Genomic DNA, 24,300 nt, shown 5'->3' with positions numbered 1-24,300 from the left:
CTACAAGGTTTCGAAAACCTTGCAAGGAAACGTAACAAAGAAAAAATGCTTAACAAAGGTTTAAGAGATAACGAAAGCATCAGAATTGACAATATCCTGAAGACATTGCGCTCGCTTGACTTTATACCTCAGCCATTGACCGATGATGCGAAATCAGACATCGAAAATCAACTAAAAGAATTTGCTTTAAGCATTGATTCATTAGTTGCGTATTCAAACGAAGATTTAATCACGTTATTAATGCGTCTTCATTTTGACTGGGAACAGTTAGAACAATTTGGAGATTTTTTAATAGAATTCTCTAACGTTGAAAATTATACTTTTGAGACTAAAGCTTTAGCTATTTATCAATACATTCAGGCAGAAAGCAAAGTTTTTTCTTTTGGTATAAATGCTAAAATTATTTCGCTAAAAAACAAATAAGATGAGTTTTACAGATTGGAAAACAGACCGAATTGAAAATATTCTTCCTGAGGAGTTTTATAAACTAATTGACAAAAATAAAAATCATATTGGAAAAACTTTTCCGGTTACCTTGGCCAATTCTGACTCTTTAGAAAAAGCTCAAAATTTTATAAAGGCCAGTATTGAAAAAGAAAAAAACAAAGAAGGTTTTCATTTTTACGCCCGGGATATTAAAACCAACAACCTGATTGGTTACTTATGTGTAAAAACGATTGATTATCGCATCTCTAAATGCGAGTTTGGCTATTTTTCTGATGAAGATTACGAAGGAAAAGGAATTACCTCCAAAATGGTTTCGGATGCACTTGACTTTTGTTTCAATGAATTGATGCTGAATAAAGTATTCATTTGTACCTCAGAAATAAATGTTGCAAGCCAGCGAATAGCATTAAAACACAATTTTAAACAAGAAGGAATTTTACGGGACGAATTTAGAAATGGTGACGGCGAATTGCAAAACTCTGTTTATTTCGGCTTGCTTAAATCAGAATACAATACTTATGAAAGATAAATTTTACGCATACATACAGCAATTGCAAGACCAAATCTGCTCTGGATTAGAAGCTGTTGACGGAACTGCAAAATTTCGTGAAGATCTTTGGAAGCGTCCTGAAGGCGGCGGTGGAAGAACACGCGTTATTGAAAACGGTGCAGTTTTAGAAAAAGGCGGTGTCAATATTTCAGCCGTACACGGAAAGCTTCCTGAAACTATGCAGAAAATGTTTGGTGTTGGCGAAGCAGATTTCTTTGCCTGCGGACTGAGTTTGGTAATTCATCCTAAAAACCCCATGGTTCCTACCGTGCACGCCAATTGGCGATATTTTGAAATGTACGATGAACATGGAAAAGTAATAGAACAATGGTTTGGCGGCGGTCAGGATTTAACGCCTTATTATCTGTTTGAAGAAGATGGAGTACATTTTCATAAAACTTGTAAAACGGCTTGTGACAAACACAATCCGGAGTTTTACCCGAAATATAAAAAACAATGTGATTCGTATTTTTGGAATGCACACCGAAACGAAGCACGAGGTTTAGGAGGTTTGTTTTTTGATTATTGCAAAGCAAATGAGCAAATGTCAATGGAAAACTGGTATGCTTTTGTAACTGAAGTTGGAAACAGTTTCCTCGAGGCTTATGTGCCAATTGTAGAAAGAAGAAAAAACCTTACTTATACTCCCGAACAAAAAAACTGGCAGGAAATACGCCGTGGCCGTTATGTCGAATTTAATTTAGTACATGACAAAGGCACATTATTCGGCTTAAAAACCAACGGAAGAATCGAGAGTATTTTAATGAGTCTACCTCCTTATGTGCAATGGGTCTACGATCATCATCCGGAAGCAGGAAGCGAAGAAGAAAAATTGTTAAAAGTACTTGAAACTCCAATTGACTGGATCTAACAAGTTGAATTAGTGCTTATTAATCCAGAGAAATATAAATTTAAAATTGTAATTTAATCTGAAATATTAAATCAAAATTTAAATAGTATGGAAAAGAGAGATATAAATAGTGCACAATTAGACCGCATGCACTCAGGAAAAGGATTTATCGCAGCATTAGATCAGAGCGGCGGAAGTACTCCAAAAGCATTATCGCAATATGGCGTTGAAGAAAACAGTTATACAAATGACGAAGAAATGTACACTCTTGTACATGAAATGAGAACCCGAATTATTAAAAGTCCTGAATTTAACAGCGAATATATTCTGGGTGCTATTTTGTTTGAAAACACCATAGACCGTAAAATTGATGGACAATGGACTGCTGATTACTTGTGGGAAAAGAAAAATATAGTTCCGTTTTTAAAAGTTGACAAAGGGCTCGCTGATCTTATAAATGGTGTACAATTGATGAAACCTATTCCTGATTTAGATGAGTTGCTGACGAGAGCTGTAGAAAAAAATGTATTTGGAACAAAAATGCGTTCTGTTATCAAAGAAGCAAATGCTGAAGGTATCCGGGAAGTCGTAGCACAACAATTTAAAGTTGGAAAACAAATCTTCCAAAAAGGACTTGTACCAATCATTGAACCGGAAGTCGATATTTATAGTGCTGATAAAGAAAAATCAGAAGAAATTCTGAAAGAAGAAATTAAGAAACAGCTTAATTTACTGGATAACGATGTAAAAGTAATGCTGAAATTGTCTATACCAACTGTAAATGATTTTTATAGCGAATTAATGCTTGATCCGCATGTCGTGCGTGTTGTTGCGTTATCGGGAGGATACGGTCAGGAAGAAGCCAATGAAAAACTCGCACAAAATCACGGATTAATCGCCAGTTTTTCAAGAGCACTTTCTGAGGGACTTAGTGCTGGTCAATCTGATGATGCATTTAACAATAAGCTTGGTAAAACTATTAAGGATATTTATACCTCATCAATTACATAAAACAATATAATAGAAAATCCTGTCAAATGGATTTAAGAATAAAACTTCAGGATAAAACCTGAAACATGAAACTTTAAACAAAAAAAATATGTTCCCATTACACAGAGGCAGAAGATTAAGAGTAAATGAATCTATTCGTTCTTTAGTTCGTGAAACCAGTTTAAGTCCATCAGACTTTATGTTTCCAATGTTTATTGCTGAAGGCGAAAATTATAAAGTTGAAATCCCATCAATGCCCGGGATTTTTCGCAGATCTATAGATTTAACTGTCGAAGAAGTCAAAGAACTTTTTGCTTTAGGAATTCGTGCGGTTAATATTTATGTAAAAGTAAGTGAGAACTTAAAAGACAATACTGGTAAAGAAGCCTGGAATAAAGATGGCTTAATGCAGCAGGCTATTCGTGCAATTAAAGCGGCTTGTCCGGAAATGATTGTTATGCCAGACGTAGCTTTAGACCCCTATTCTATTTATGGCCACGACGGAATTATTGCAAACGGCGATGTCGAAAATGACAGTACGGTTGAAGCATTAGTAAAAATGGCAGTATCCCACGCTCAGGCCGGAGCCGATTTTGTAGCGCCAAGCGATATGATGGACGGAAGAGTTTTACGCCTTCGCGAAGGTTTGGATGCTGCTGGTTTTCAAAATGTTGGTATAATGAGTTATTCTGCTAAGTATGCTTCGGCATTTTATGGCCCTTTTCGCGATGCTTTAGATTCTGCTCCGGTAGACACGACTGATATTCCGAAAGATAAAAAAACCTATCAAATGGATTATGCGAACCGTATAGAAGCGATAAAAGAAGCTTTGTCTGATGTAGAAGAAGGTGCTGATATGGTTATGGTAAAACCCGGTATTGCTTATCTTGATATTGTTCGCGAAGTAAAGAATGCTGTAAATGTTCCTGTTACGGTTTATCATGTTTCGGGAGAATATGCCATGATAAAAGCAGCAGCAGAAAGAGGCTGGCTGGATAATGACAAAATTATGATGGAGCAGTTGATGTGTATCAAACGAGCCGGTGCCAGTCTGATTTCGACTTATTTTGCTAAAGAAGCAGCAATTCTTTTAAACAAACAATAATGAAAAAAATACTATTCTTATCAGCCGTTTTGGCTTTGGCTTCTTGTAAAAAAGAAACTTCAGAAACTCCGGTTCAAAATACTACAGAAACCTATTCGGAAGGCGAATCTGCAAAAGCCGCTACACCTGAAGCTTTAGGAAAAGAAATTTTTGAAGGAAAAGGAAACTGTACATCCTGTCATCAGGTTGATCAAAAAGTGATTGGGCCAAGTATTCAGGAAATTGCAAAAACGTACAAAGATAAAAAAGGTGATATTGTTACTTTCTTAAAAGGAAATGCAGAACCGATTGTAGATCCGAGTCAGTTTGCCGTTATGAAAACTAATTTTCCTGTTACTCAGGCAATGTCTGATGAAGAGTTGAAAGCAATTGAAACTTATATTTACAGCAATTTGAAGTAATTCAAAAACCTATAAAAACAAAAACGGCGCTTATTCAGCGCCGTTTTTTATACTTACAGATTACCAGATTTTAACTCGTTTTTCTGGTTCAACATACATTTTATCTCCTTTTTTGATATCAAAAGCTTTGTAAAAAGCATCCACATTCTGAATCGGTACATACGCTCTGTACATCCCTGGTGAGTGCGGATCTGTCTTTACCTGATTTTTAATTGCTTCGTCTCTTGTTTTTGTTCTCCAGACTGTTGCCCAGGAAATAAAGAAACGCTGTTCCGGAGTAAACCCATCTATTAGACCCGGGTTTCCATTTTTCTTTAAATACAACTGTAATCCGTCATAAGCAGCATTTATTCCGCCAAGATCGCCAATGTTTTCACCCAAAGTAAATTTACCATCTACGTGAATGCCCGGTAAAGGCTCTAAAGCACTGTACTGATCTGCCAAAGCAGTTCCTAATTGGGTAAATTGTTTTAAATCATCTGCAGTCCACCAATCGACAAGATTTCCTTCTGCATTGTAACGTGCTCCAGAATCATCAAAACCATGAGAGATTTCGTGTCCGATAACCGCACCGATTCCTCCATAGTTAACAGCTTCATCTGCCTGATAATTGTAAAATGGAGGCTGTAAAATTGCTGCCGGAAAAACAATTTCATTGTATGATGGATTGTAATAAGCATTTACAGTTTGTGGCGACATTCCCCATTCTGTTTTATCAACTGGTTTGTTCAGTTTTTCTAAACCTTTCTTAAAATTCCATTTTGACAAGTTGCGTAAATTCTCAAAAAAGGTTCCGCCTTCTGCTACACTTTTAATTTTCAAAGCAGAGTAATCCTTCCATTTATCCGGATAACCTACTTTTATGGTAATTTTATTTAATTTTTCGATTGCTTTTGCTTTTGTAGCATCAGACATCCATGTCAAATTATTAATTCGGTTTTGATATGCCAGAATCACATTATGAATCATATCAACCGCTTTGGTTTTAGCTTCAGCAGGAAACACTTTTTCAACATATAATTTACCAAGAGCTTCACCAATACTTCTGTTTACAACAGACAGGGCTGTTTCTTCACGTGGTAATTGTTTAATGGCCCCTCTTAGCGCCTTGCTGTAAAAGTCAAAATTTGCAGTTTCAATATCTGTTGTCAATTGTGAAGTAGAACGGTTTAGTACAGTCCATTTTAAATATTCTTTCCATTCTTCAACTTTGTTTTCTGTCAAAATTGTCTGTAAGGCTTTCATGTATCTGGGCTGTATAACTACAACTGTATCGAGTTTAGGCAAACCAAGCCCTGCAAAATAGGCATCCCATTTGATAGCCGGAGTTATTTTTTGAAGTTCAGCCACTGTCATTGGATTGTACTGAAGGCGACTGTCTCTACTTTCAACACGATCTAACCTTGGAGCAGAAAGTGCCGTTTCTAAAGCCAGAATTTCTTTTGCACTTTGTTTTGCTTTCTCAGGAGACTCTCCTATAAACTGCATCATTCTTGCGATATGCAGTTCATATTTGGCACGTTTTTCTTTCGGGTCTTTATCTTCTGATGAGTAATAATCTTTATCTGATAATCCTAATCGGCTTACATTAAGGCTTACGGAGTTTTTAGAGCTGTTTTTTTCATCAGCTCCAATATAAATACCAAAAAAATCGTTTCCTCCTTCAGGCTCCATTTCAACCAAATAATTCTGAAGATCAGTTACATTTTTAATTGCATCAATCTTTTTCAGATAAGGCTTCAACGGTTCTATTCCTCTTTTATTTCTGCCTACTGTATCCAGCACAGTTGTAAACAGGTTTACAGCTTTTCCCTGATCTGTGTCCGATTTATACTTTGGGTTTTTTGACGCTTCCTTCAAAATTGCCATTGCATCCTTATCGGTTTTTTTAATCAGTTCATTAAAACTTCCCCAAGTTGTACGGTCGTTTGGAATCTCAGTTTTGTCAAGCCATGTTCCGTTTACGTAACGGAAAAAATCTTCACCTGGACTAATTTTAGTGTTCATATATGAAACATTAACACCTGGTTCTTTGGTAGTTGTATTTTGTGCTTTGGCTGCTGTTAATGACAACATTACAGAAAAAGCACAAAACACAGGTTTATTAAACTGTTTTTTCATATTTATATATTCTTATAGTGGTTATACAAACATATTGTTATTATTTTAAACATTATGTTAAAATTATGTAATTGTGAATGGTAAGTTTTTTAATGCAAATATCTAATTAGCATCAGCTAAAAATTTCATGCATATATATTTGTTTTTAGTGTTCAATTTGAAATTGTTTTTGGAATATTTGTCAAACCAATAAAACTAAAGTGAAATCAAGATTACAAACTCTAATTCCGGGTAAGGTCCAGGCAATCGGATTACCGATTTTAGCCTTATGCTGGGTAAGCTTCTTTTGGGGAACAACCTGGCTGGCTTCAAAAGAAGGTGTAAAACATATGCCGGCTCTTCAAATGGCTGCAATTCGTCAATTCTTAGGCGGAATGTGTTTTGTAGTTTTTTATATTGTAAAAAAAGAATCATGGCCGAAAGGAAAACAATGGCGTACGATTTTAATTCTGGGTATTTTAAATTTTGCTTTGAGCAACGGCCTAAGTACCTGGGGTCTTAAGTATATTACCACAGGGTTGGGTGCGATTATCAGCGCTCTTTTTCCTATTTGGATTATTATAATCAATTTTTTTAATGGGAAAAAAATTGCCAAGATGTCTTTAATCGGAATCCTGATTAGCTTTGCTGGGATCTGTATTGTTTTTATTGATTACTTATCTGATTTTTTTAATCGTGATTTTCAATTCGGAATTATTTTGACGGTTGCTTCTACGATTTCATGGGCTTTTGGAATTTTAAAAACAAAGAAAAAGGCAGCCAGCTTCAATCCGTACTTTAGTCTGGGACTGCAAATGTTGATTTCGAGTATTTTTCTTTTTGGAATTACCGAAGCTTCGGGAACGAATATTCCGTATAGCCAGATACCATTAAGCTCCTGGTATTCTATTGCTTATTTGGTAATTATTGGGTCGGTGCTGACATTTGTTGCTTTTATATATTCATTGCAGCATCTGCCAACCGAGATTAGCAGTATTTATGTTTACATCAATCCGATAGTAGCCATGGTTTTGGGTGCTTTGATTTTTGGTGAATCTTTAACACAGGCTATTGCCATTGGGGCAACGGTAACTTTGACAGGATTATATCTTGTCAACAAATCGATTCGAAAATCCAAGAAGCCTATAATCTGATTTTTCTGTGTTTCGAGAATTGTTTTTCATAATATAATTCGTGAATTCATGGCAATGAAAATCATAATATTTAGGAGTTAAAAAAGTCTTTAATTAGAATTTTAGAATGTGCTTTTTGTATTTTTGCGCCAAATTATGTTTATGAAATCGCTTCTATATAAATACCGCAAATTCTTTATTGTTTTAATTTTATTTTCGGTTGTCACAATATCCCTGTTTTATTCGGCATTAAAACCACAAAAAACATTACCAATTTACAATCCTGCTGATGTTAATCCTGAATTGGTAGACAGTACGGTCCAATACAAAAGTAAGTACCACACCATTGCAGACTTTTCTTTTGTAAACCAAAACGGCGAGACCATTACACAAAAAGATTATGAAGGCAAAATTTATGTTGCCGACTTCTTCTTTACAACTTGCGGCTCGATCTGTCCAAAAATGTCAACCAATCTTGTTGAAGTTCAAAAAGCAGTTTTAAACAATCCGAAAGTAATGCTCCTTTCTCATACTGTTTTTCCTGAAGTTGACAGCGTATCTGTTTTAAAAGCGTACGCTATAAAATATGGAGTTGTTGACAGTAAATGGAATCTGGTAACGGGTGACAAAAAACAAATATATACTATGGCCAGAAAATCTTATCTGGCAGTAAAACAAGGAAGACCGGATCAATTGTATGATATGGTTCATACAGAAAATTTTGTATTGGTAGATCAAAAACGTCGTGTACGTGGTTTTTATGACGGAACCGATAAAGAAGACATCAAACGTTTACTGGAAGACATCGATTTTCTTTGTAAAGAATAAAATCCTTTTTTTAGAAACATTTAGCATTTGTAAAAGTGTTAAATCGTTTTATATATAGAATAAATGCCTACTTTTGCAATCTAAATTCAATCTAAATAAGCTTTGCAAAATACAATTCATACCCTAAAAAAAGGCGAGAAAGCCATTATCAAAGATTTTGATATCGAAGTTATTCCTCTCAAATTATTAGAAATGGGTTGTTTGCCGGGCAGCGAGGTAGAATTACTGCAAATTGCTCCTTTTGGAGATCCCTTGTATTTGGACATTAATGGCTCTCATGTTGCTATTCGTATAGAAACCGCTTGTCAAATTGAAGTTGAACTTATCAAAAACAATTTGCAATGAGTGTTCAAAATATTAATGTTGCCCTTATAGGGAATCCAAACACAGGAAAAACTTCAGTTTTTAATCAGCTTACAGGACTTAATCAGCAGGTTGGGAACTATCCCGGGATTACAGTTGAAAAGAAAATAGGTTTTTGTAAACTTCCACACGGAATAAAAGCCAATATTCTGGATTTACCGGGAACGTATAGTCTGAATGCCAGTTCTATGGACGAAAGTGTTGTGATTGAACTTTTACTGAACAAAAACGATAAGTTATATCCTGATGTTGCTGTTGTTGTGACTGATGTTGAAAATCTGAAAAGGAATCTTTTGATTTATACACAAATAAAAGATCTTGAAATTCCGACGATTTTGGTTATTAATATGGCTGATCGTATGGAAACAAAAGGAATTACTTTGGATATTCCGCTTCTTGAAGAAAGGCTAAAAACCAAAATAGCCTTAATAAGTTCAAGAAAAGGAACCGGAATTGAAGATTTAAAAAACCTGATCGTTTCCTATAAAACCATTCAGCACGAAGCTTGCCTTAATACTTTTGATATTGACCCGGAGTATTTTAGTTCTTTACAAAATTTATTTCCAAACCAATTGTTATATAAGTTGTGGCTTGTAATAACGCAGGATGTAAATTTCTCCAATCTGGACCGAAATGAAATCCGAAATGCATTTACCAAATCACATTCAGAATTAAAACGACTTCAGCAAAAAGAAACCATAAAACGTTATCAGTTCATTAATGATGTTTTAAAGGATGGATTAAAAATAGATGCTTCGATGGCAAAAGACATCAGGGCAAAACTGGATCGCGTATTAACGCACAAGGTTTGGGGTTATGTTATTTTCTTAGGTATTCTCTTTCTTATTTTCCAATCTATATTTAGCTGGTCAACAATTCCCATGGATTTTATTGACAGTACTTTTGCTTCATTAAGCAGTTGGGCTGCCGAAGAATTACCAAGCGGGATTTTAACCGATTTACTTTCGCAGGGAATCATTCCCGGCATTGGCGGTGTTATTATTTTTATTCCCCAAATTGCCTTTTTATTCCTTTTCATTTCTATTCTGGAAGAAAGCGGTTATATGAGCCGTGTCGTTTTTCTTATGGATAAAATTATGCGCAGATTTGGGCTTTCAGGAAAAAGTGTTGTGCCTTTGATCTCTGGAACTGCCTGTGCAATTCCGGCAATTATGGCTACCCGAAATATAGAAAACTGGAAAGAACGTCTGATTACTATTTTGGTAACTCCATTTACGACCTGTTCTGCCAGATTACCGGTATATGCTATTATTATTTCATTAGTAATTCCGAGCAAAAGAGTTCTGGGAATTTTAAACCTTCAGGGATTAACTCTTATGTTTCTGTATGTTTTAGGATTTGCAACTGCTATTCTATCCGCTTATATTCTGAATAAAGTTTTAAAATTAGAGACTAAAACGTATTTCGTTGTCGAAATGCCAAGTTATAAATTACCGCTTTTTAAAAATGTTGGAATCAATGTTGTCGAAAAAACTAAGGCGTTTATTGTGGGTGCTGGTAAAATCATTCTGGCAATATCTGTTATTTTATGGTTTTTGGCTTCTTATGGACCAGGAAAAGATTTTAACGAAGCAGAGGCTATCGTAAAAGAAAGAACAGCCGGAAAACAATTAACGGAAATCCAGGTTGAAAATGAAATTGCTTCTCAAAAACTGGAAAATTCTTATATCGGATTAATGGGAAGAGCTATTGAACCAGCGATTTCTCCTTTGGGTTATGACTGGAAAATTGGTATTGCACTTATAAGTTCTTTTGCTGCACGTGAGGTTTTTGTTGGAACATTGGCCACAATTTATAGTGTTGGTGACAGTGATAACGAAGCCACCATAAAAAGTAAAATGCAGGCAGAAGTAAGCCCTTCTACCGGTAAAAAGATTTTTAATTTTGCTACCGGAATATCACTCTTGCTCTTTTATGCTTTTGCGATGCAATGTGCCAGTACACTTGCCATCACCAAAAAAGAAACCAATTCATGGAAATGGCCGGCAATGCAGCTGGTTTTTATGAGCGGCCTGGCTTATTTTGTTGCTTTAATATCATATCAATTACTTAAATAAAATGCTATGTTACAAGAAATTATAGCTTTTGCCATTTTAGGGTTTGCTGTTGCCTTTCTTATTAAAAAGTTCTTTTTTAAATCTAAAAAGAAAAAAAACTGTGGCGATGGTAATTGTGGATGTTCGTAGAGTAAGGCACTGAGATGCTGAGATTCTAAGTTAGCTAAGGTCTAAAGGTTCCATTCACAGAGATATGCTAAGAAAACACAAAGCTTCACGAAGATTTCTAAAATCTCTGTGAAGCTTTGTGTTTTTTATATATGTAATATCTGTGGGATAAAAACTATTTAATCCCTTCCCACTCGGCATAAAATTGCGAAAGGAATGATTCCATAAATTGATGTCTTTCGGCAGCAATTTGTTTTCCGGTTTCTGTATTCATTTTATCCTTTAAGAGTAATAATTTCTCGTAAAAATGATTTATTGTTGGTGCATTATTCTTTTTGTACTCGTCTTTTGTCATATTGGTAACCGGGGCAATTTCCGGATTGTACAAAGCTCTGTCTTTAAAACCTCCATAATTAAAAGCTCTTGCAATTCCAATTGCGCCAATTGCATCCAATCGGTCTGCATCCTGAACAATATCTAATTCCAAAGAAGAGAATTTCTTTTCAAAATTACCGCCCTTATAAGATATGTTTTCAATAATGTTTACTACGTGTTTGATGATATCTTCAGAGACATTTTCGGCTTCCAGAAAAATACGTGCTGTTTTGGGCCCTATTGTTTCATCCCCGTCGTGAAATTTACTGTCTGCAATATCATGTAGCAAAGCTCCCAATTGTACCACTGTAAGATCACAATTAGTGTTTTTAGCGATCAAAAGTGAATTCTTATATACTCGCTCAATATGAAACCAATCATGACCTCCTTCGGCGTTATGTAATTTTTCTTTGACAAAGACAATTGTTTTGTCTATTAACTTTGTATCAGTCATAATGAATTTAAAATTTTATACCCTTACTCCTGAAATAAATCATACAGGTTTTTCGATGTTTTAATTGTGAACAATGTTGCATTAATAAAATGCTGTAAATTTTGGCACAAAAAAAATGTTGATTGTCAAAGATTTACCAGCTTCTTCAGTCAACACTTTTTTATATGCAATATCGTTGCGTTAAGCAATAATACTTATTTCTAGAAAATTATCCGAATAATTTATTCTTTATAATCTCGCAGGTTCTACCCATTTGAAAATATGGGATTCCTGAGGAATCACCAAACGTTCAGAAATTTTAGCCATGCGCGCTGGCAGTCTCATCAAATAATCACGAGCTTTTTCTGCTTCGTCAGTTAAATTAGAGATTTTATCAATCTCCCATTTATCAATTAATTTTTGCATGATATCAACATAATCACTTGCGGTATAAACTCCAATACGCTGAGCAGAATCAGAAAACTGTTCAAACGCAGTGCTTATCTTTTGGCCAGACTCTCTTAAAAAATGAGCAGGCATCACAATTTTTTGTTTCATCATATATTGAAATGCTAACATCATTTCGCTCGGATCAACCTGAAAGATTCTGGTAACAAATTCGCTATAAGCATGATGATGGCGCATTTCGTCACCCGCAATCATTTTACACATTTTAGACAATTTATTATCACCAAATTTCTTAGCCATCTGGGCTACTCTATTATGCGATACATAAGTTGCCAATTCCTGAAAACTGGTATATACAAAGTTTTTGTACGGATCAGATCCAGTTCCGATATCAAAACCGTCGTTAATTAAATGCTGTGTAGTCATTTCGATTTCACGCATATTAACACGACCAGACAAATACAAGTATTTATTTAATAAATCTCCGTGGCGGTTTTCTTCTCCAGTCCATTGACGAATCCATTTAGACCAGCCATTTCCACCATCTTCAACCTGATTTATTCCTTCTACATCCATTAGCCATGATTCATAAGTTGGCAAAGCTTCTTCGGTAATGGTATCACCGACAAGCGTAACCCAAAAATCATATGGCAATTCTTTAGCAATTTCACGCAATTCTTTTACCTCTTCAAAGAAGTTTTCTCCTTGAGAATTTGGTAGAAAATCCGTAGGCTGCCAAATTTTTTCCACTGGAATTAAATACTGTTCAACGAAGCTATCCACGTTTTTTTCCAAAAACTGCATTACTTCTAATCTAATGTTTTTTATAGACATTACTTATTTTAGATTTGGGATTTAAGATTTAGCTTTTGCTAAAACAAAAATCTATTTATATTCATTTACTCCTTCTACAACTGCCTTTTCAGTCAATGCCATTAATTCGGCAAAATCATAATCTTTCACAGCCAAAGCTTTATGAACGGTGAAAGAAAGGCGATTTCCTAATCCGACAGGAAACATTCCATATCTTACCATTTTCCAGGAATTGTTTATGCTTACCGGAACAACATACGCAGATGGCGCATATTTACATAATATTTTCAAACCACTCTGAGCAAATTCTTTCGGTTTTCCGGTTTTGCTACGGGTACCTTCAGGGAAGATAACGGCAGATCTGGTATGTTTTTCAATATATTCAGACAAGCCTTTGATTACTGGAATCGCTTGTTTAGGGTCTTTTCGGTCAATTAATACAGAACCTCCATGTCTCAAATTAAAAGAAACACTTGGTATTCCGCTTCCTAACTCTTTCTTACTTACAAATTTACAATGAAATCGTCTAAAGTACCAAATCATTGCCACGATATCGTACATACTTTGGTGATTCGACACAAATATCAAGGGAACTCCCACAGGAATGGTTTCTCTGTTTTCGATTTTATAAGTTGTTCCTACAAGATTTGTACATCTTAAAAGGAAAAAATTTAAATAGTCTACACTTTTTTTATGAGCCTGATAACCAAAAACTTTTAGGCAAAACCATTGTATTGGATGAAAAACAGCCAAACACAATCCAAAACATAAATAATAAATTACGGATATGGGATACGAAATTATCTTCTGCATGCTTAAAAAAATTAAAGGCCAAAAGTAATAAATATATTTTTAGCGGTATTAAAATTAAAAACAATAACCGTGTTTCTGGTTTAATTGTACCTTTGTCCTATAAATTTGCAACTTTTTTCTGAATTAAATGAACTTTACTTACCCAAAAAATGAACGCTTAAAAAGCAAAACAACAATTGGCTTACTATTTTCTGAAGGAAAATCGGTTTCTAAATATCCGTTGCGTTTGGTTTATCGCGAAGAAAAAGGTGAAGTTGATGAAAAAATTAAAATCGGGGTGTCTGTTTCTAAGAAATATTTTAAGAAAGCCGTTGACCGAAATTACTTCAAACGTGTTCTTAGAGAAACGTACCGATTAAATAAACATTTACTTTGGGATAATCTGCAAGAGCCTTATTCTATCATGTTTTTTTACCAAAGCAAGGACCGATTATCCTACGCAGAAATCAACACAAAAACCATTCAGCTGTTTGAGAAATTTCTTCTGCAAATAAACAAAACGAACGAATCTCAAAACAAAATAGATTTGTAAGGCCCGAAAGGTAAGTTTGTTTGTCAAATTAGACAGAAAATTATAAAAAAATTGTAGTTTTAGCTCTAAATTGAAACTTTATGCGATATTTTTTCTTTTTATTACTCTTTGGATTGCTTTTTCCGGGCTGCAGTAAACAGGCAGAAGCAGGCACTCCTGTATATAATAATGAAGTTGCAGCAATAACAATGTCTGCTCCTCTTCCTCCTAAAGAAAAAGTAATACAGCAGAAAATAATTAAATCGGCAAGTTTGCGATTTGAAACCAATGATTTGGAAGATACGTACAAGCAAATTCAGGCTGCAGTAAAAGAAAGCCATGCTTCTATACAGTCAGATTCTGAAGGCAAAAATGATGTTTCCCTGTACAGAACGATAATGATTCATGTTCCAAGTCAAAATTTTGATGTTTTTTTGCAATCAGTTTCAAAGGGTGTTTCTTATTTTGATCAAAAAGACATTTCTTCTGAGGATGTAACGGAACAATATATTGATCTGGATTCGAGATTGAAAACAAAAAGAAAACTCGAAGAACGTTATTTGGAAATTTTAAAAAAGGCCAATAAAATCAGTGAGATACTAGAAATAGAAGAACAGATTTCTCTGATTCGTGAAGAAATAGAAGCTAAAGAAGGTCAGTTAAAATATTTGGAAAGCCGCGTTTCTGAAAGTCGCATCTCTATACAATTTTACAAACCTATTGCCGAAAAACAAAGCATCAAAATTTCATACGGCTCAAAAATATTAACTGCCATAAAATCCGGTTTCAATGAATTATCTGGTGTATTTATCTGGATTATCAGTATTTGGCCGTTTATCTTTCTGTTTTGCTTATTAGCCTATTTTATTAGAAAAAGATTTAAAAGAAAAAATATATAACCCATGTATCCTTATTTAAAAAAGAAGTTTGTCATACCAGCCGTTGCTGCAGGATTTTTATTTATCGGAACCAGTTTCAAAGATGATTTTTTTGAAATAGCCAAGCAAATCGAAATCTTTACGACTTTGTTCAAAGCTGTAAATACAAACTATGTAGACGAAACAAATCCAGGGGATTTGATGGACAAGGCGATTAAAAACATGTTGGGAAGTTTAGATCCTTACACTGTATATTTTAACGAACAGGATGTTGTCAATTTTAAAATTAACAACACTGGAGAATACACGGGGATTGGTGCCATGATAGCCAGAAAAAAAGACCGCCTCATTGTGCGTGAGCCTTATAAAAATTATCCTGCCGATAAAGCAGGATTAAAAGCCGGTGATGAAATTATACAGATTGGAGACATTTTGGTTGCTGATTATAAAGATGATACATCACAATTATTGAAGGGAACCAAGAATACAAAAATCAATATAAAATATCTTCGTCAGGGTAAAACGTATACTACGGTTCTTGTTTTGGATGAGGTCGATATTAAATCGGTTCCGTTTTATGGAAAAATAGATGATAAAACCGGATATATTGTTTTGGCACATTTTAGCAGAAAAGCTGCTGCTGAGGTAAAAGCTGCTTTGGAAAAACTGAAAGCCGACGGAGCCAAACAGATTGTTCTTGATTTGAGGGGAAATCCCGGAGGATTATTAAATGAAGCTATAGATATTTGCAATTTGTTTGTTCCTAAAAATGAAGTTATTGTAACTACAAAATCCAGAATCGAAAAACACAATAATACGTATAAAACACAAAATGAACCAATTGACACAGAAATTCCTTTGGCCATTTTAGTAAACGGAAGAAGTGCTTCTGCCTCTGAAATTGTTTCTGGGGCTTTACAGGATTTAGATCGTGCTGTAATATTAGGAAGCCGCAGTTTTGGAAAAGGTTTGGTGCAGCGATCTGTTGACCTGACTTACGGAACGCAGTTAAAAGTTACTATTTCGCGTTATTACACTCCTTCAGGACGTTGTATCCAAGCTTTGGATTATGCGCATAAAGATAAAAATGGAGTTGCAGTAAGAACCGATGCCAAAAACTTCAATGCGTTTAAAACCAGAAAAGGAAGAACCGTATATGATGGCGGCGGGGTTTTGCCGGATATTGAGCTGGAAGAAACTAAAATGAGTCCGATTACAAATGCTTTATTAAAAAACGACGGAATTTTTGATTATGCTACAACTTACTATTACAAAAACCCAAATTTAGGAGATAAAATCCCTGTTTTGACTGATGCTGATTATGCTGGTTTTAAACAATATTTAAAAACAAACAAAATTAGTTTTGATACCGAAACTGAAGTGGCATTGAGAAATACACTTGCTGCTGCAAAAAATGAAAAAATAGACGAAACGATCGCGACAGAATATCAACAATTACTAAACGCCTTAGAAAAAAGCGAAACTACTTTACTTGACAAAAACCAAAAAGAAATCAAGGGACTGATTCAGGAGGAACTTATCAAAAGGTACCAATATCAGGAAGGTTTGTATCAATTTTACATTAAAAACAATTCAGAAATTAAAAAAGCCGTGAACGTTTTGAATAATCAGACTGAATATAAAACGATTTTAAAAATGTAAAAAAATGAAAATTTGTAAGGCAATATCTCTTTTCTTTATTTTGAATTTGTCAGCTCAGCAAAAGCCAATCGAAACGGTTTATTTTGATTTCGACAAATTTGATCTTAATGAAAAGCAAACGGAAGTTGTTACAAATTTTATAAAAACAATTGATACATCAAAAATAGAATCAGTACAGATTTACGGATATTGTGATGATCGCGGAAATGATGAATACAATTTTCGCTTATCCAGAAACCGGGTCAATACAATTCAGCAGCTGTTGGTTACAAAAGGATTTAAACACAGTAAGATCGTTATTCTAGAAGGTAAAGGCCGTGTTGTGATAAAACCGGATACGGTAGAGAATTTATCAGAAACACGATCTCAAAACCGGCGTGTTGACTTAATTGCAGTAAAAAAGAACAGTTACGGAAGAGAAATTCCAAACTCTTTTAAAAACAAATTAAAAATTGGGGACAAAATCTGCCTGGAAAATATATCATTTGATATTGGCAGCTCCAAGCTCACGCATGCTTCAAAAAAAGAACTAGACAAGATTGCTAAAGTACTTCAGGAAAAAAACACGCTGCAGTTCGAAATTCGAGGACATGTGTGCTGCACTCCTGAAGTATATACAGACGGAATTGACAGAGCAACCAAAGAAAGAAGACTTTCCTGGAACCGTGCCAAAAATGTTTTTATCTATCTACTAGACAAAAAGATAGCTATAAACCGAATGACTTTTCAGGGTTGCGGTAATAAATATCCTTTAGGAAAAGGAGATAATTTTGACAGACGGGTTGAGTTTGTGATCACCAAAACTTAGCATGATTCTTAACCTAACTGCATCTCAATATGCGGAATATCATCTTCTAAATACATTTCACTTGTTTGAACAAATCCGTGACTTTCGTAGAATTTCTTTAAATACAATTGTGCACCAATTGTAATTTTGTCCTGATCAAAATGTCTTTTTATTCCGGCAATAGCCTCACGCATCAAATCGTGTCCCCATTTTCTGTCCCGGTAATTGGCATCTACCACTACTCTTCCGATTGAAGCATTATCAAAACTGATTCCGGCATCGAACAAACGTGAATAGGCTACAATTTTACCATCGTATTCACCAATAAGGTGCAAAGCGAGTTTGTCTTTGCCATCAATGTCCAGATAAACGCAGTTTTGCTCCACTACAAAGATTTGGCTTCTAACTTTGAGCAAATCATATAACTCATGAACTGTTAATGCCTCAAAGGGCTTTATTTTCCATTTTAATTCCATTTCGGCAAGTTTAATTCTGTAAAATAGGTTTTAATGCTTTTACTTTCAAACATAAAAAATAAATAGCCTTTAACTGTCATAAAAAAACAATTAATTTAAAAAATATATGCCTAAAAGCCAAATACCCGATTACGGTTGTAATCGGGTATTTGGTGTCATAAATAAAAAAGAAATTACTTTCTCTTCATTAAAATTTCCATACTTTTATATTCTTCCCCATTTTTGAAATCAAACATTTCCATTTTTCGGGTATTCGCGTCAACAATAGTATAAATTTCCCTGTAAGGTGTTTTTTTACCGTTTAAGGGATTAACCATTTCTCCCTTTAATTCCATACTCTTACTTTTTTCATCAAATTTACCAGTTGCTACCATTATACCAGTTCCCATATTATCTATAAAAGTTGTGGTAAATTCTTTGCTGGCATTATTGTATGCGAGAGTGCTTTTTCCTTCAAAAGGCTGTCCCATCATCATTCCGCTATAATTTGCCTCCTGGTAACGGCCACCCAAAATCATTTTGATGGTTGCTGTAGAAGTTGCTTTATCGGGTTTTCCATTTGGTTCCATCCAAAAAGTCATTTCGCAGTTCCATGTTCCGGTCTCATCAGCCATCATTTTATGCAAACTGCCTGGCGTAGCATATTCTGTCCACGCTTTCATTTGTGCTGCAGAATCTAATGGGGCTTCTGCAATTGGCTCTTCGGTTTTAATACTATCAGTAACTTTAGTATTTTCTGATTCTGTTTTTATTTCTTTTTTACAAGATGAAAGACAAAATACCAGCATTGACAATGAAATACAAAAATTTTTCATAATTACTTGATTTATAGTTAACTAAAACAAAGTAACAAAAAAATACTTAATTATCTTTTGTCAATTTTTACGGATTTAATAATCGCTTCCAGTTCTAACATTAGATCACGTGCCTGATTTGATGGTGAATAACAAAACCCTTCAATTACCAAAATTCTGTTGTAAGCCTTGTCAATAATGGCATAATTGATAAATGGCCCTGTCATAAAATCATTTCTTAATTCCCATGTTCCTTTGGTTTCAAATGCTTTTTTTCCGTTTAGTTCCGTAACAGAAAAATAAGGTGCATAGGCTTCACCGGTAATCATTTGCGTATTGGGTTCGCGGCCTTTTATGTATCGGCCAACAGAATCTCTCATCTTTACTATGTTTTCTACGACATCAGGGCCCTGTTTTAATTTTTGTAATGGAATCTGATAAATAAGTAAACTGGTGTTTCCGCTTATGATTTCTTTTTTAAGCCACATGAAGTTTTTTTTATGCAGCATGTATTCATATCCGGTTGGAATTTTTAAGTCGACATGAAATTTGTTTTTTATTACAGCAGGGTTTAAGAGTGATTTGCTGTTGTCTTGCTGGATTTTCTGAATTTCAGCATCACGGATCATCTTAATAATCTGTGCCGAATTTAATTCTATACTGCAAATAATGTCATCTACAGATTTTCCATAAATACGGAAAGTATTGTGTGGGAGAGATTTAGAATTGTGCTTAATTTCGAATTTATCTGCCGCTGCTTTTTTAACTACAATGATGCTTCGGCTGTCGGTAACAAAACCTTCCAGAAGTTTGGCGGGATATTGATTTATAGTAAATAATGGTTCTTCTTGTGTAAGACCAAGAACCGGTGAGGCAAATTTATTTCTGATACTGTCGCCCACTTCTCCATACCACAACTGATCGTCGATGATAATAGAAATTGTGTTTGTTTTTCCGGATACAGGTTCAGGCTGTTTTTCGTTTTTAAAACAAGAAACAAACAGACACGAAAGTAAAAACAATAAAAAATGGGTTTTATTCATTTTTTTAATTTATGAAATAAAACCCAAATTTAGTTAAGATTTTTTATTATCCGTTTATTTTAAGTTTCATTCCGGGTTTTAAATCATCATCTTTTATACCGTTCCATTTTTTAATATCTGAAATAGTTACTCCAGGATATTTTTTTGAAATGCTGTATAGAGAATCTCCTTTTTTAACGTAATAATCTTCGCCGATATTTTTAGCAGATGCAGTTTTTTTCTTAAAAGAATCAATAGAGCTTGAAGCTATTACTGTGTTTTCTGCCTGTACTACCTCAATTTCTCCGGCATTTTTAGAAATAACCAAAGTTTTTCCTAAGCCAAGATTGTTTGCAGTCAGATTATTTAATTCTTTTAATTCAGCAATAGTCGTACCGAATTTTTTTGCGATACTTCCTAAATTATCACCAGAAACGACAACATACTCTAAAGGTTTAGCAGCAGCTTTATCTTTATTGTCTGCCGAAGCGACTGCTTCTTCAACTGCTTTTTTATCAATTTCAGGAGTTTTTAATTCTTTTGTTTTAACAGCAGAATCAGCAGCTGATTTGATTTTTATTGTTTTACCAAGAGCTAGTGAATTGGTTTTAAGATTGTTCCATTTCTTTAAATCTAAAATCGAACAGTCATATTTATCAGCAATAGAACCTAAGTTATCTCCTTTGCGAACTTTATAGAACTGAATATCCTGTGTGCTTTTTTCAAGAGTTTTCTTTGCTCTTGGAGTTACTTTTAAAGCCAGTCTTGTCGGAAGTGTTTTAAATTGAGACTGATGTTTTACGTAAGCATAGATTTTATCTTCATTAGAAACAAACGTGGCAATTTTATCTTTCGGCAAACGCAAATAATGTGGTTCGTTTTGATAAAATGGAACTACATTTAATTTGTATGATGGATTTAAAAGCTGAATTTGTGCTTGTGGCATGTCCAGTAAATCTGCAATTTGTTTGAAAGTCATTTGGGATTTAATCTGAACAGTATCTGTTTCAAAATTTTTGACAACAGCTCTTTCCGGGTTTATTCCGTGTTCTTTGTGAAATTCAAAAAGATACATTGTAGCCAGGAAAGCAGGAACGTAACCTTGAGTTTCTTTTGGAAGATGGTTACGGATATCCCAGTATTTGGTTTTTCCTCCAGAACGACGGATTGCTTTGGTAACATTTCCAGGTCCTGAATTATAAGATGCTAAAACAAGTTCCCAGTCTCCAAAAATATTGAACATTTTTGTCATGTATTCTGAGCAGGCTGCTGTAGCTTTCATAGGATCGCTTCTTTCGTCTATATAGGAATCAATTTTAAGATCATACTGTTTTCCAGTTCCGTACATAAACTGCCAAAGTCCTGTGGCGCCCATTTTAGAAACTGCTTTAGGGTTTAAAGCAGATTCTACAACGGCTAAATATTTAATTTCTAAAGGAACATTTTGTTTTGCAAAAGCATCCTCAAAAATTGGAAAGTAATATTCTGATAAAGACATTAATCGTGAAAATGATTTTTTACGATTCTTGAGAAATGACTTTATTATGTTTTCAAGACCTTGATTATATTCAATCTCAAAAGGCGATTTCTCATTCATAACCTGAAGTCGCTGTTTCAACAACTCAGTTGGCAATTCTTCATCAACAGAAACATCTGAATTGATGGTTTGAATGTCTTTCGTTAAATCATCGTAAATATCCAGACTTGCTAATTCTTTCATCCAGAGACTGTCTACTTTTGTAGCCATTTCATCTTTCTTAAAAGAACTCTTAACAGAATCTAAGTACGAGATCTTTACATCTGGCTTTATTTGAAGGTCTGTTTTGGCAACATCTTGTGCAAAACCAGCCATTGAAAATAAAACCGAAACCGCTAAAGAAACTTTTCTTATAATCATATAACATTTTTTTAAAATCCTATAAAACAAACAATTACGAGGACTTGTATTTTTGCAAACTTAAGGCCTTTATTGAAAAAAAATATTAAAAAAAATGTTAATTGTGATTTTTTAGTCCAAAATCGCAGCAATTCCAGGTAAGATTTTACCCTCTAACATTTCCAGCATTGCCCCCCCCCCAGTGGAAACGTAGCTCATTTTATCTTCAAATCCGAATTGTTTTACTGCAGCAACAGAATCTCCACCTCCAACTAAAGAAAACGCTCCATTTTGGGTAGATTCTGCAATATAATCACCTAAAGCGATTGTTCCTTTAGAGAATGATTCCATCTCAAAAACTCCTAATGGACCATTCCAAAGAATTGTTTTTGACTCTAAAATTACTTTTTTGAAATTTTCTAAAGATTTAGGACCTGCATCCAAACCTTGCCATCCGTCAGGAATTGCTGTTACATCTACAATCTGCGTATTTGCAGTATTTGAGAAATCATCAGCAGCAATAACATCAACCGGAATGTGAACCTGAACACCTTTTTCTTTAGCTAATCTCAAAATTTCAAGAGCCAATTCTTGTTTATCATCTTCACAAATAGACTCACCGATTTTTCCTCCCTGAGCTTTAACGAATGTAAAAGTCATCCCTCCACCAATAATCATGTGGTCAACTTTGTCTAAAATATTTTCGATTACAGTGATTTTAGAAGATACTTTAGATCCGCCCAAAACTGCTGTAACTGGTTTTTCACTGTTTTTAAGAACTTTGTTTAAGCTTTCTATTTCTTTTGCCAGTAATGTTCCGAAACATTTATCGTTTGGAAAAAATTGTGCAATGATAGTTGTAGAAGCGTGTGCTCTGTGTGCTGTACCAAAAGCATCGTTTACATAGATGTCTCCAAGTGAAGCTAATTCTTTTGCAAAATTAACATCTCCGGCTTCTTCTTCGTTATGAAAACGTAAATTCTCTAACAACAATACTTCTCCTGGCTTAAGATCTTTTGCGGCATTCTGTGCTACTTCTCCAACACAGTTTTCAGCAAACTTTACCTCAACTCCTAATATCTCAGAAGCAGTTTTTAAAATATGCTTTAATGAATATTTCTCTTCAGTTCCTTTTGGTCTTCCTAAATGCGACATCAAAATTACACTTCCGCCTTGTGCCAAAATAGCATCAATAGTTGGTTTTGCAGCTTCGATACGTGTTGCATCAGTTACATTAAAATTTTCATCCAGCGGCACATTGAAGTCAACACGGATAATTGCTTTTTTATTTTTAAAGTCGAAATCGTTTAAAGTTTTCATTTGATAGTTATTTAATTTTTTTTGAAAGAATAACAAATATAGAACTTTTAAAGTAGTATTAAATTTGAAAAAAACAAAAATAACCTATCTATAACAACGAAAACGTTGTAAATTATGAAAAAAAACAAATTTACTTTTAAAAAAGAGAAAATTGGTTGCTTAATCGTGAACCGGACTTTGTGTACAAGGACAGTTACTGATTGATCCAAAGAAATCAAATCCGATAGTTACGACGTGAGTTCCGGTGTTGTAATTACCCAAATCGTTGAACATGATCTGGTATGAATATCCAAAGTAAAACTTAGATTTCATGAAACCTGCCATTGGCCCAACTGATAAAGGTTTTGGAAACTGGTCGTTAAGGAAACGATATGAAACTCCAATCCAGTAATAATCTTCGTAACGGTTGTAACGTCTGTACTTAAAGTTAAAATCGGTAGTAGAACGTTTATCACTTGCAAAGTACTGGTAAAACACAGATGGTTCATATTCAATACGTCTGTTTTCTCCATCTCTGAATGTGTAACCTGTATATACCTGATAGTTTGATAGTAAATCTGGCTCTACTCCTCTGTACTTATTGGTGTTTTTCTTTAAAACGTTATTCGCATTAAAACTGATGTAGAAATCTTTATTACGATATAAAGCACTGACATCAAAGTTATTATTTGAAGTATAACGGTTATCGGTAATTGCAGGGTCAAAAACCGGCGCTCCTCCATTATTATAATCAAAATCATTTACATCAATTCGAAAACTGTTGAAATTATACGAAATACCGAATGACAAATATTGTTTTGAATAATAATCCAAAATCAAGTGATGCGCAAAAGAAACTTTGGCACCTGTTTGTCTTGTATAACCATTTTTATCATTATACAATGAAACTCCAACTCCTGAACGATCCATAATTCTAAAATCGGCATACAAAGACTGATTGTCTGGTGCATCTTTAATTCCGACCCATTGTGTAAGCCCATTGGCCCTAATCCTAAGATTATCACCAATACCGGCATAAGCAGGTGAAAGCACAAATGGGTTATCAGCAAGATACTGAGTAAACACTGGTAGGTTTAACTCTTGGCTGTAACTTGTTGTTACAGCCATGAGTACTAAGGATAATAATAATTTTTTCATTGTAATAATTTTTTTAGACAACATCATAGGGGCAATTATTTT

25 protein-coding genes are annotated in these 24,300 nt (G+C 34.5%); 15 read left to right on the top strand and 10 right to left on the bottom strand.

Annotated features, from left to right (window positions below; all coding sequences use genetic code 11):
* Window positions 1-45 precede the first annotated feature (45 nt).
* The 6 genes from JOD96_RS03895 to JOD96_RS03870 all read left to right on the top strand — a co-directional run bounded on the left by JOD96_RS03895 (window position 46) and on the right by JOD96_RS03870 (window position 4,343).
* Window positions 46-423 carry a hypothetical protein gene (locus JOD96_RS03895; RefSeq protein ID WP_209562953.1) on the top strand — a complete coding sequence of 126 codons (378 nt, stop codon included), beginning with the start codon at window positions 46-48 and terminating at the stop codon, window positions 421-423.
* A gap of 1 nt (window position 424) precedes the next feature.
* Entirely contained in the window at window positions 425-976 is a 552-nt protein-coding gene (locus JOD96_RS03890; protein ID WP_209562952.1) for a GNAT family N-acetyltransferase, read from the top strand.
* On the top strand, window positions 966-1,868 hold the full coding sequence (gene hemF, locus JOD96_RS03885) for an oxygen-dependent coproporphyrinogen oxidase (protein WP_209562951.1): 903 nt from the start codon (window positions 966-968) through the stop codon (window positions 1,866-1,868). Before JOD96_RS03890 ends, hemF begins: the two co-directional genes overlap by 11 nt.
* Window positions 1,869-1,970: 102 nt before the next feature.
* Window positions 1,971-2,858: a fructose bisphosphate aldolase gene (locus JOD96_RS03880; protein WP_209563021.1), complete on the top strand. Its 888-nt coding sequence runs from the start codon at window positions 1,971-1,973 to the stop codon at window positions 2,856-2,858.
* Window positions 2,859-2,946: 88 nt separating this feature from the next.
* Window positions 2,947-3,942, top strand: a complete 996-nt coding sequence (hemB, locus tag JOD96_RS03875) for a porphobilinogen synthase (RefSeq protein WP_209562950.1) — start codon at window positions 2,947-2,949, stop codon at window positions 3,940-3,942.
* Window positions 3,942-4,343 (top strand): c-type cytochrome, encoded by a 402-nt coding sequence (locus JOD96_RS03870; RefSeq protein ID WP_209562949.1) that lies wholly within the window; start codon window positions 3,942-3,944, stop codon window positions 4,341-4,343. The genes hemB and JOD96_RS03870 overlap by 1 nt, the downstream gene beginning before the upstream one ends.
* Before the next feature lie 60 nt (window positions 4,344-4,403).
* Here JOD96_RS03870 and JOD96_RS03865 read toward each other — a convergent pair whose 3' ends face one another.
* Window positions 4,404-6,464, bottom strand: coding sequence for a M13 family metallopeptidase (locus tag JOD96_RS03865; RefSeq protein WP_209562948.1), 2,061 nt, complete (start codon window positions 6,462-6,464; stop codon window positions 4,404-4,406).
* Between the two features lie 200 nt (window positions 6,465-6,664).
* On the opposite strand from JOD96_RS03865, the gene JOD96_RS03860 reads away from it, so the two are divergent.
* The 5 genes from JOD96_RS03860 to JOD96_RS03840 all read left to right on the top strand — a co-directional run bounded on the left by JOD96_RS03860 (window position 6,665) and on the right by JOD96_RS03840 (window position 10,974).
* Window positions 6,665-7,597: a DMT family transporter gene (locus JOD96_RS03860; RefSeq protein ID WP_209562947.1), complete on the top strand. Its 933-nt coding sequence runs from the start codon at window positions 6,665-6,667 to the stop codon at window positions 7,595-7,597.
* Window positions 7,598-7,738: 141 nt separating this feature from the next.
* Entirely contained in the window at window positions 7,739-8,404 is a 666-nt protein-coding gene (locus JOD96_RS03855) for an SCO family protein (RefSeq protein ID WP_209562946.1), read from the top strand.
* Between the two features lie 102 nt (window positions 8,405-8,506).
* Window positions 8,507-8,749: a ferrous iron transport protein A gene (locus tag JOD96_RS03850; RefSeq protein WP_209562945.1), complete on the top strand. Its 243-nt coding sequence runs from the start codon at window positions 8,507-8,509 to the stop codon at window positions 8,747-8,749.
* Complete coding sequence (feoB, locus tag JOD96_RS03845; protein WP_209562944.1) at window positions 8,746-10,845, top strand: ferrous iron transport protein B; 2,100 nt, start codon at window positions 8,746-8,748, stop codon at window positions 10,843-10,845. Before JOD96_RS03850 ends, feoB begins: the two co-directional genes overlap by 4 nt.
* A gap of 6 nt (window positions 10,846-10,851) precedes the next feature.
* The gene (locus JOD96_RS03840; RefSeq protein WP_209562943.1) at window positions 10,852-10,974 is read left to right on the top strand and encodes a FeoB-associated Cys-rich membrane protein; all 123 of its coding nucleotides are present in this window, start codon (window positions 10,852-10,854) and stop codon (window positions 10,972-10,974) included.
* Between the two features lie 154 nt (window positions 10,975-11,128).
* Here the strand turns inward: JOD96_RS03840 and JOD96_RS03835 are convergent, their stop codons facing one another.
* From JOD96_RS03835 to JOD96_RS03825, 3 genes are all read right to left on the bottom strand, one after another.
* Window positions 11,129-11,782: an HD domain-containing protein gene (locus JOD96_RS03835; RefSeq protein ID WP_209562942.1), complete on the bottom strand. Its 654-nt coding sequence runs from the start codon at window positions 11,780-11,782 to the stop codon at window positions 11,129-11,131.
* A 228-nt stretch (window positions 11,783-12,010) separates the two neighbouring features.
* Window positions 12,011-13,003 carry an acyl-ACP desaturase gene (locus tag JOD96_RS03830; RefSeq protein ID WP_209562941.1) on the bottom strand — a complete coding sequence of 331 codons (993 nt, stop codon included), beginning with the start codon at window positions 13,001-13,003 and terminating at the stop codon, window positions 12,011-12,013.
* A gap of 51 nt (window positions 13,004-13,054) precedes the next feature.
* Entirely contained in the window at window positions 13,055-13,795 is a 741-nt protein-coding gene (locus tag JOD96_RS03825) for a lysophospholipid acyltransferase family protein (protein WP_116750569.1), read from the bottom strand.
* A 127-nt stretch (window positions 13,796-13,922) separates the two neighbouring features.
* On the opposite strand from JOD96_RS03825, the gene rnpA reads away from it, so the two are divergent.
* The 4 genes from rnpA to JOD96_RS03805 all read left to right on the top strand — a co-directional run bounded on the left by rnpA (window position 13,923) and on the right by JOD96_RS03805 (window position 17,654).
* Complete coding sequence (gene rnpA, locus JOD96_RS03820) at window positions 13,923-14,327, top strand: ribonuclease P protein component (protein ID WP_209562940.1); 405 nt, start codon at window positions 13,923-13,925, stop codon at window positions 14,325-14,327.
* Window positions 14,328-14,407: 80 nt separating this feature from the next.
* Window positions 14,408-15,205, top strand: a complete 798-nt coding sequence (locus JOD96_RS03815) for a DUF4349 domain-containing protein (protein WP_209562939.1) — start codon at window positions 14,408-14,410, stop codon at window positions 15,203-15,205.
* Window positions 15,206-15,208: 3 nt separating this feature from the next.
* Window positions 15,209-16,846: a S41 family peptidase gene (locus JOD96_RS03810; protein ID WP_209562938.1), complete on the top strand. Its 1,638-nt coding sequence runs from the start codon at window positions 15,209-15,211 to the stop codon at window positions 16,844-16,846.
* A gap of 4 nt (window positions 16,847-16,850) precedes the next feature.
* Window positions 16,851-17,654, top strand: a complete 804-nt coding sequence (locus JOD96_RS03805) for an OmpA family protein (protein ID WP_209562937.1) — start codon at window positions 16,851-16,853, stop codon at window positions 17,652-17,654.
* Between the two features lie 8 nt (window positions 17,655-17,662).
* Here JOD96_RS03805 and JOD96_RS03800 read toward each other — a convergent pair whose 3' ends face one another.
* The 6 genes from JOD96_RS03800 to JOD96_RS03775 all read right to left on the bottom strand — a co-directional run bounded on the left by JOD96_RS03800 (window position 17,663) and on the right by JOD96_RS03775 (window position 24,258).
* Window positions 17,663-18,109, bottom strand: a complete 447-nt coding sequence (locus JOD96_RS03800) for a GNAT family N-acetyltransferase (RefSeq protein WP_209562936.1) — start codon at window positions 18,107-18,109, stop codon at window positions 17,663-17,665.
* Between the two features lie 173 nt (window positions 18,110-18,282).
* The gene (locus JOD96_RS03795) at window positions 18,283-18,924 is read right to left on the bottom strand and encodes a DUF1579 domain-containing protein (protein WP_209562935.1); all 642 of its coding nucleotides are present in this window, start codon (window positions 18,922-18,924) and stop codon (window positions 18,283-18,285) included.
* A gap of 50 nt (window positions 18,925-18,974) precedes the next feature.
* Entirely contained in the window at window positions 18,975-19,946 is a 972-nt protein-coding gene (locus tag JOD96_RS03790; protein ID WP_209562934.1) for a DUF4837 family protein, read from the bottom strand.
* 46 nt (window positions 19,947-19,992) lie between these two features.
* Window positions 19,993-21,822 carry a LysM peptidoglycan-binding domain-containing protein gene (locus tag JOD96_RS03785; RefSeq protein ID WP_209562933.1) on the bottom strand — a complete coding sequence of 610 codons (1,830 nt, stop codon included), beginning with the start codon at window positions 21,820-21,822 and terminating at the stop codon, window positions 19,993-19,995.
* Window positions 21,823-21,933: 111 nt separating this feature from the next.
* The gene (locus JOD96_RS03780; RefSeq protein ID WP_209562932.1) at window positions 21,934-23,121 is read right to left on the bottom strand and encodes a phosphoglycerate kinase; all 1,188 of its coding nucleotides are present in this window, start codon (window positions 23,119-23,121) and stop codon (window positions 21,934-21,936) included.
* Window positions 23,122-23,280: 159 nt separating this feature from the next.
* Window positions 23,281-24,258, bottom strand: a complete 978-nt coding sequence (locus tag JOD96_RS03775) for a type IX secretion system membrane protein PorP/SprF (RefSeq protein WP_245188339.1) — start codon at window positions 24,256-24,258, stop codon at window positions 23,281-23,283.
* Between the last annotated feature and the right edge of the window lie 42 nt (window positions 24,259-24,300).

This window comes from Flavobacterium sp. 1355 (assembly GCF_017833415.1).
In the GTDB taxonomy this organism is placed as follows: domain Bacteria; phylum Bacteroidota; class Bacteroidia; order Flavobacteriales; family Flavobacteriaceae; genus Flavobacterium.
This window is presented reverse-complemented; position numbering and strand designations above follow the sequence as displayed.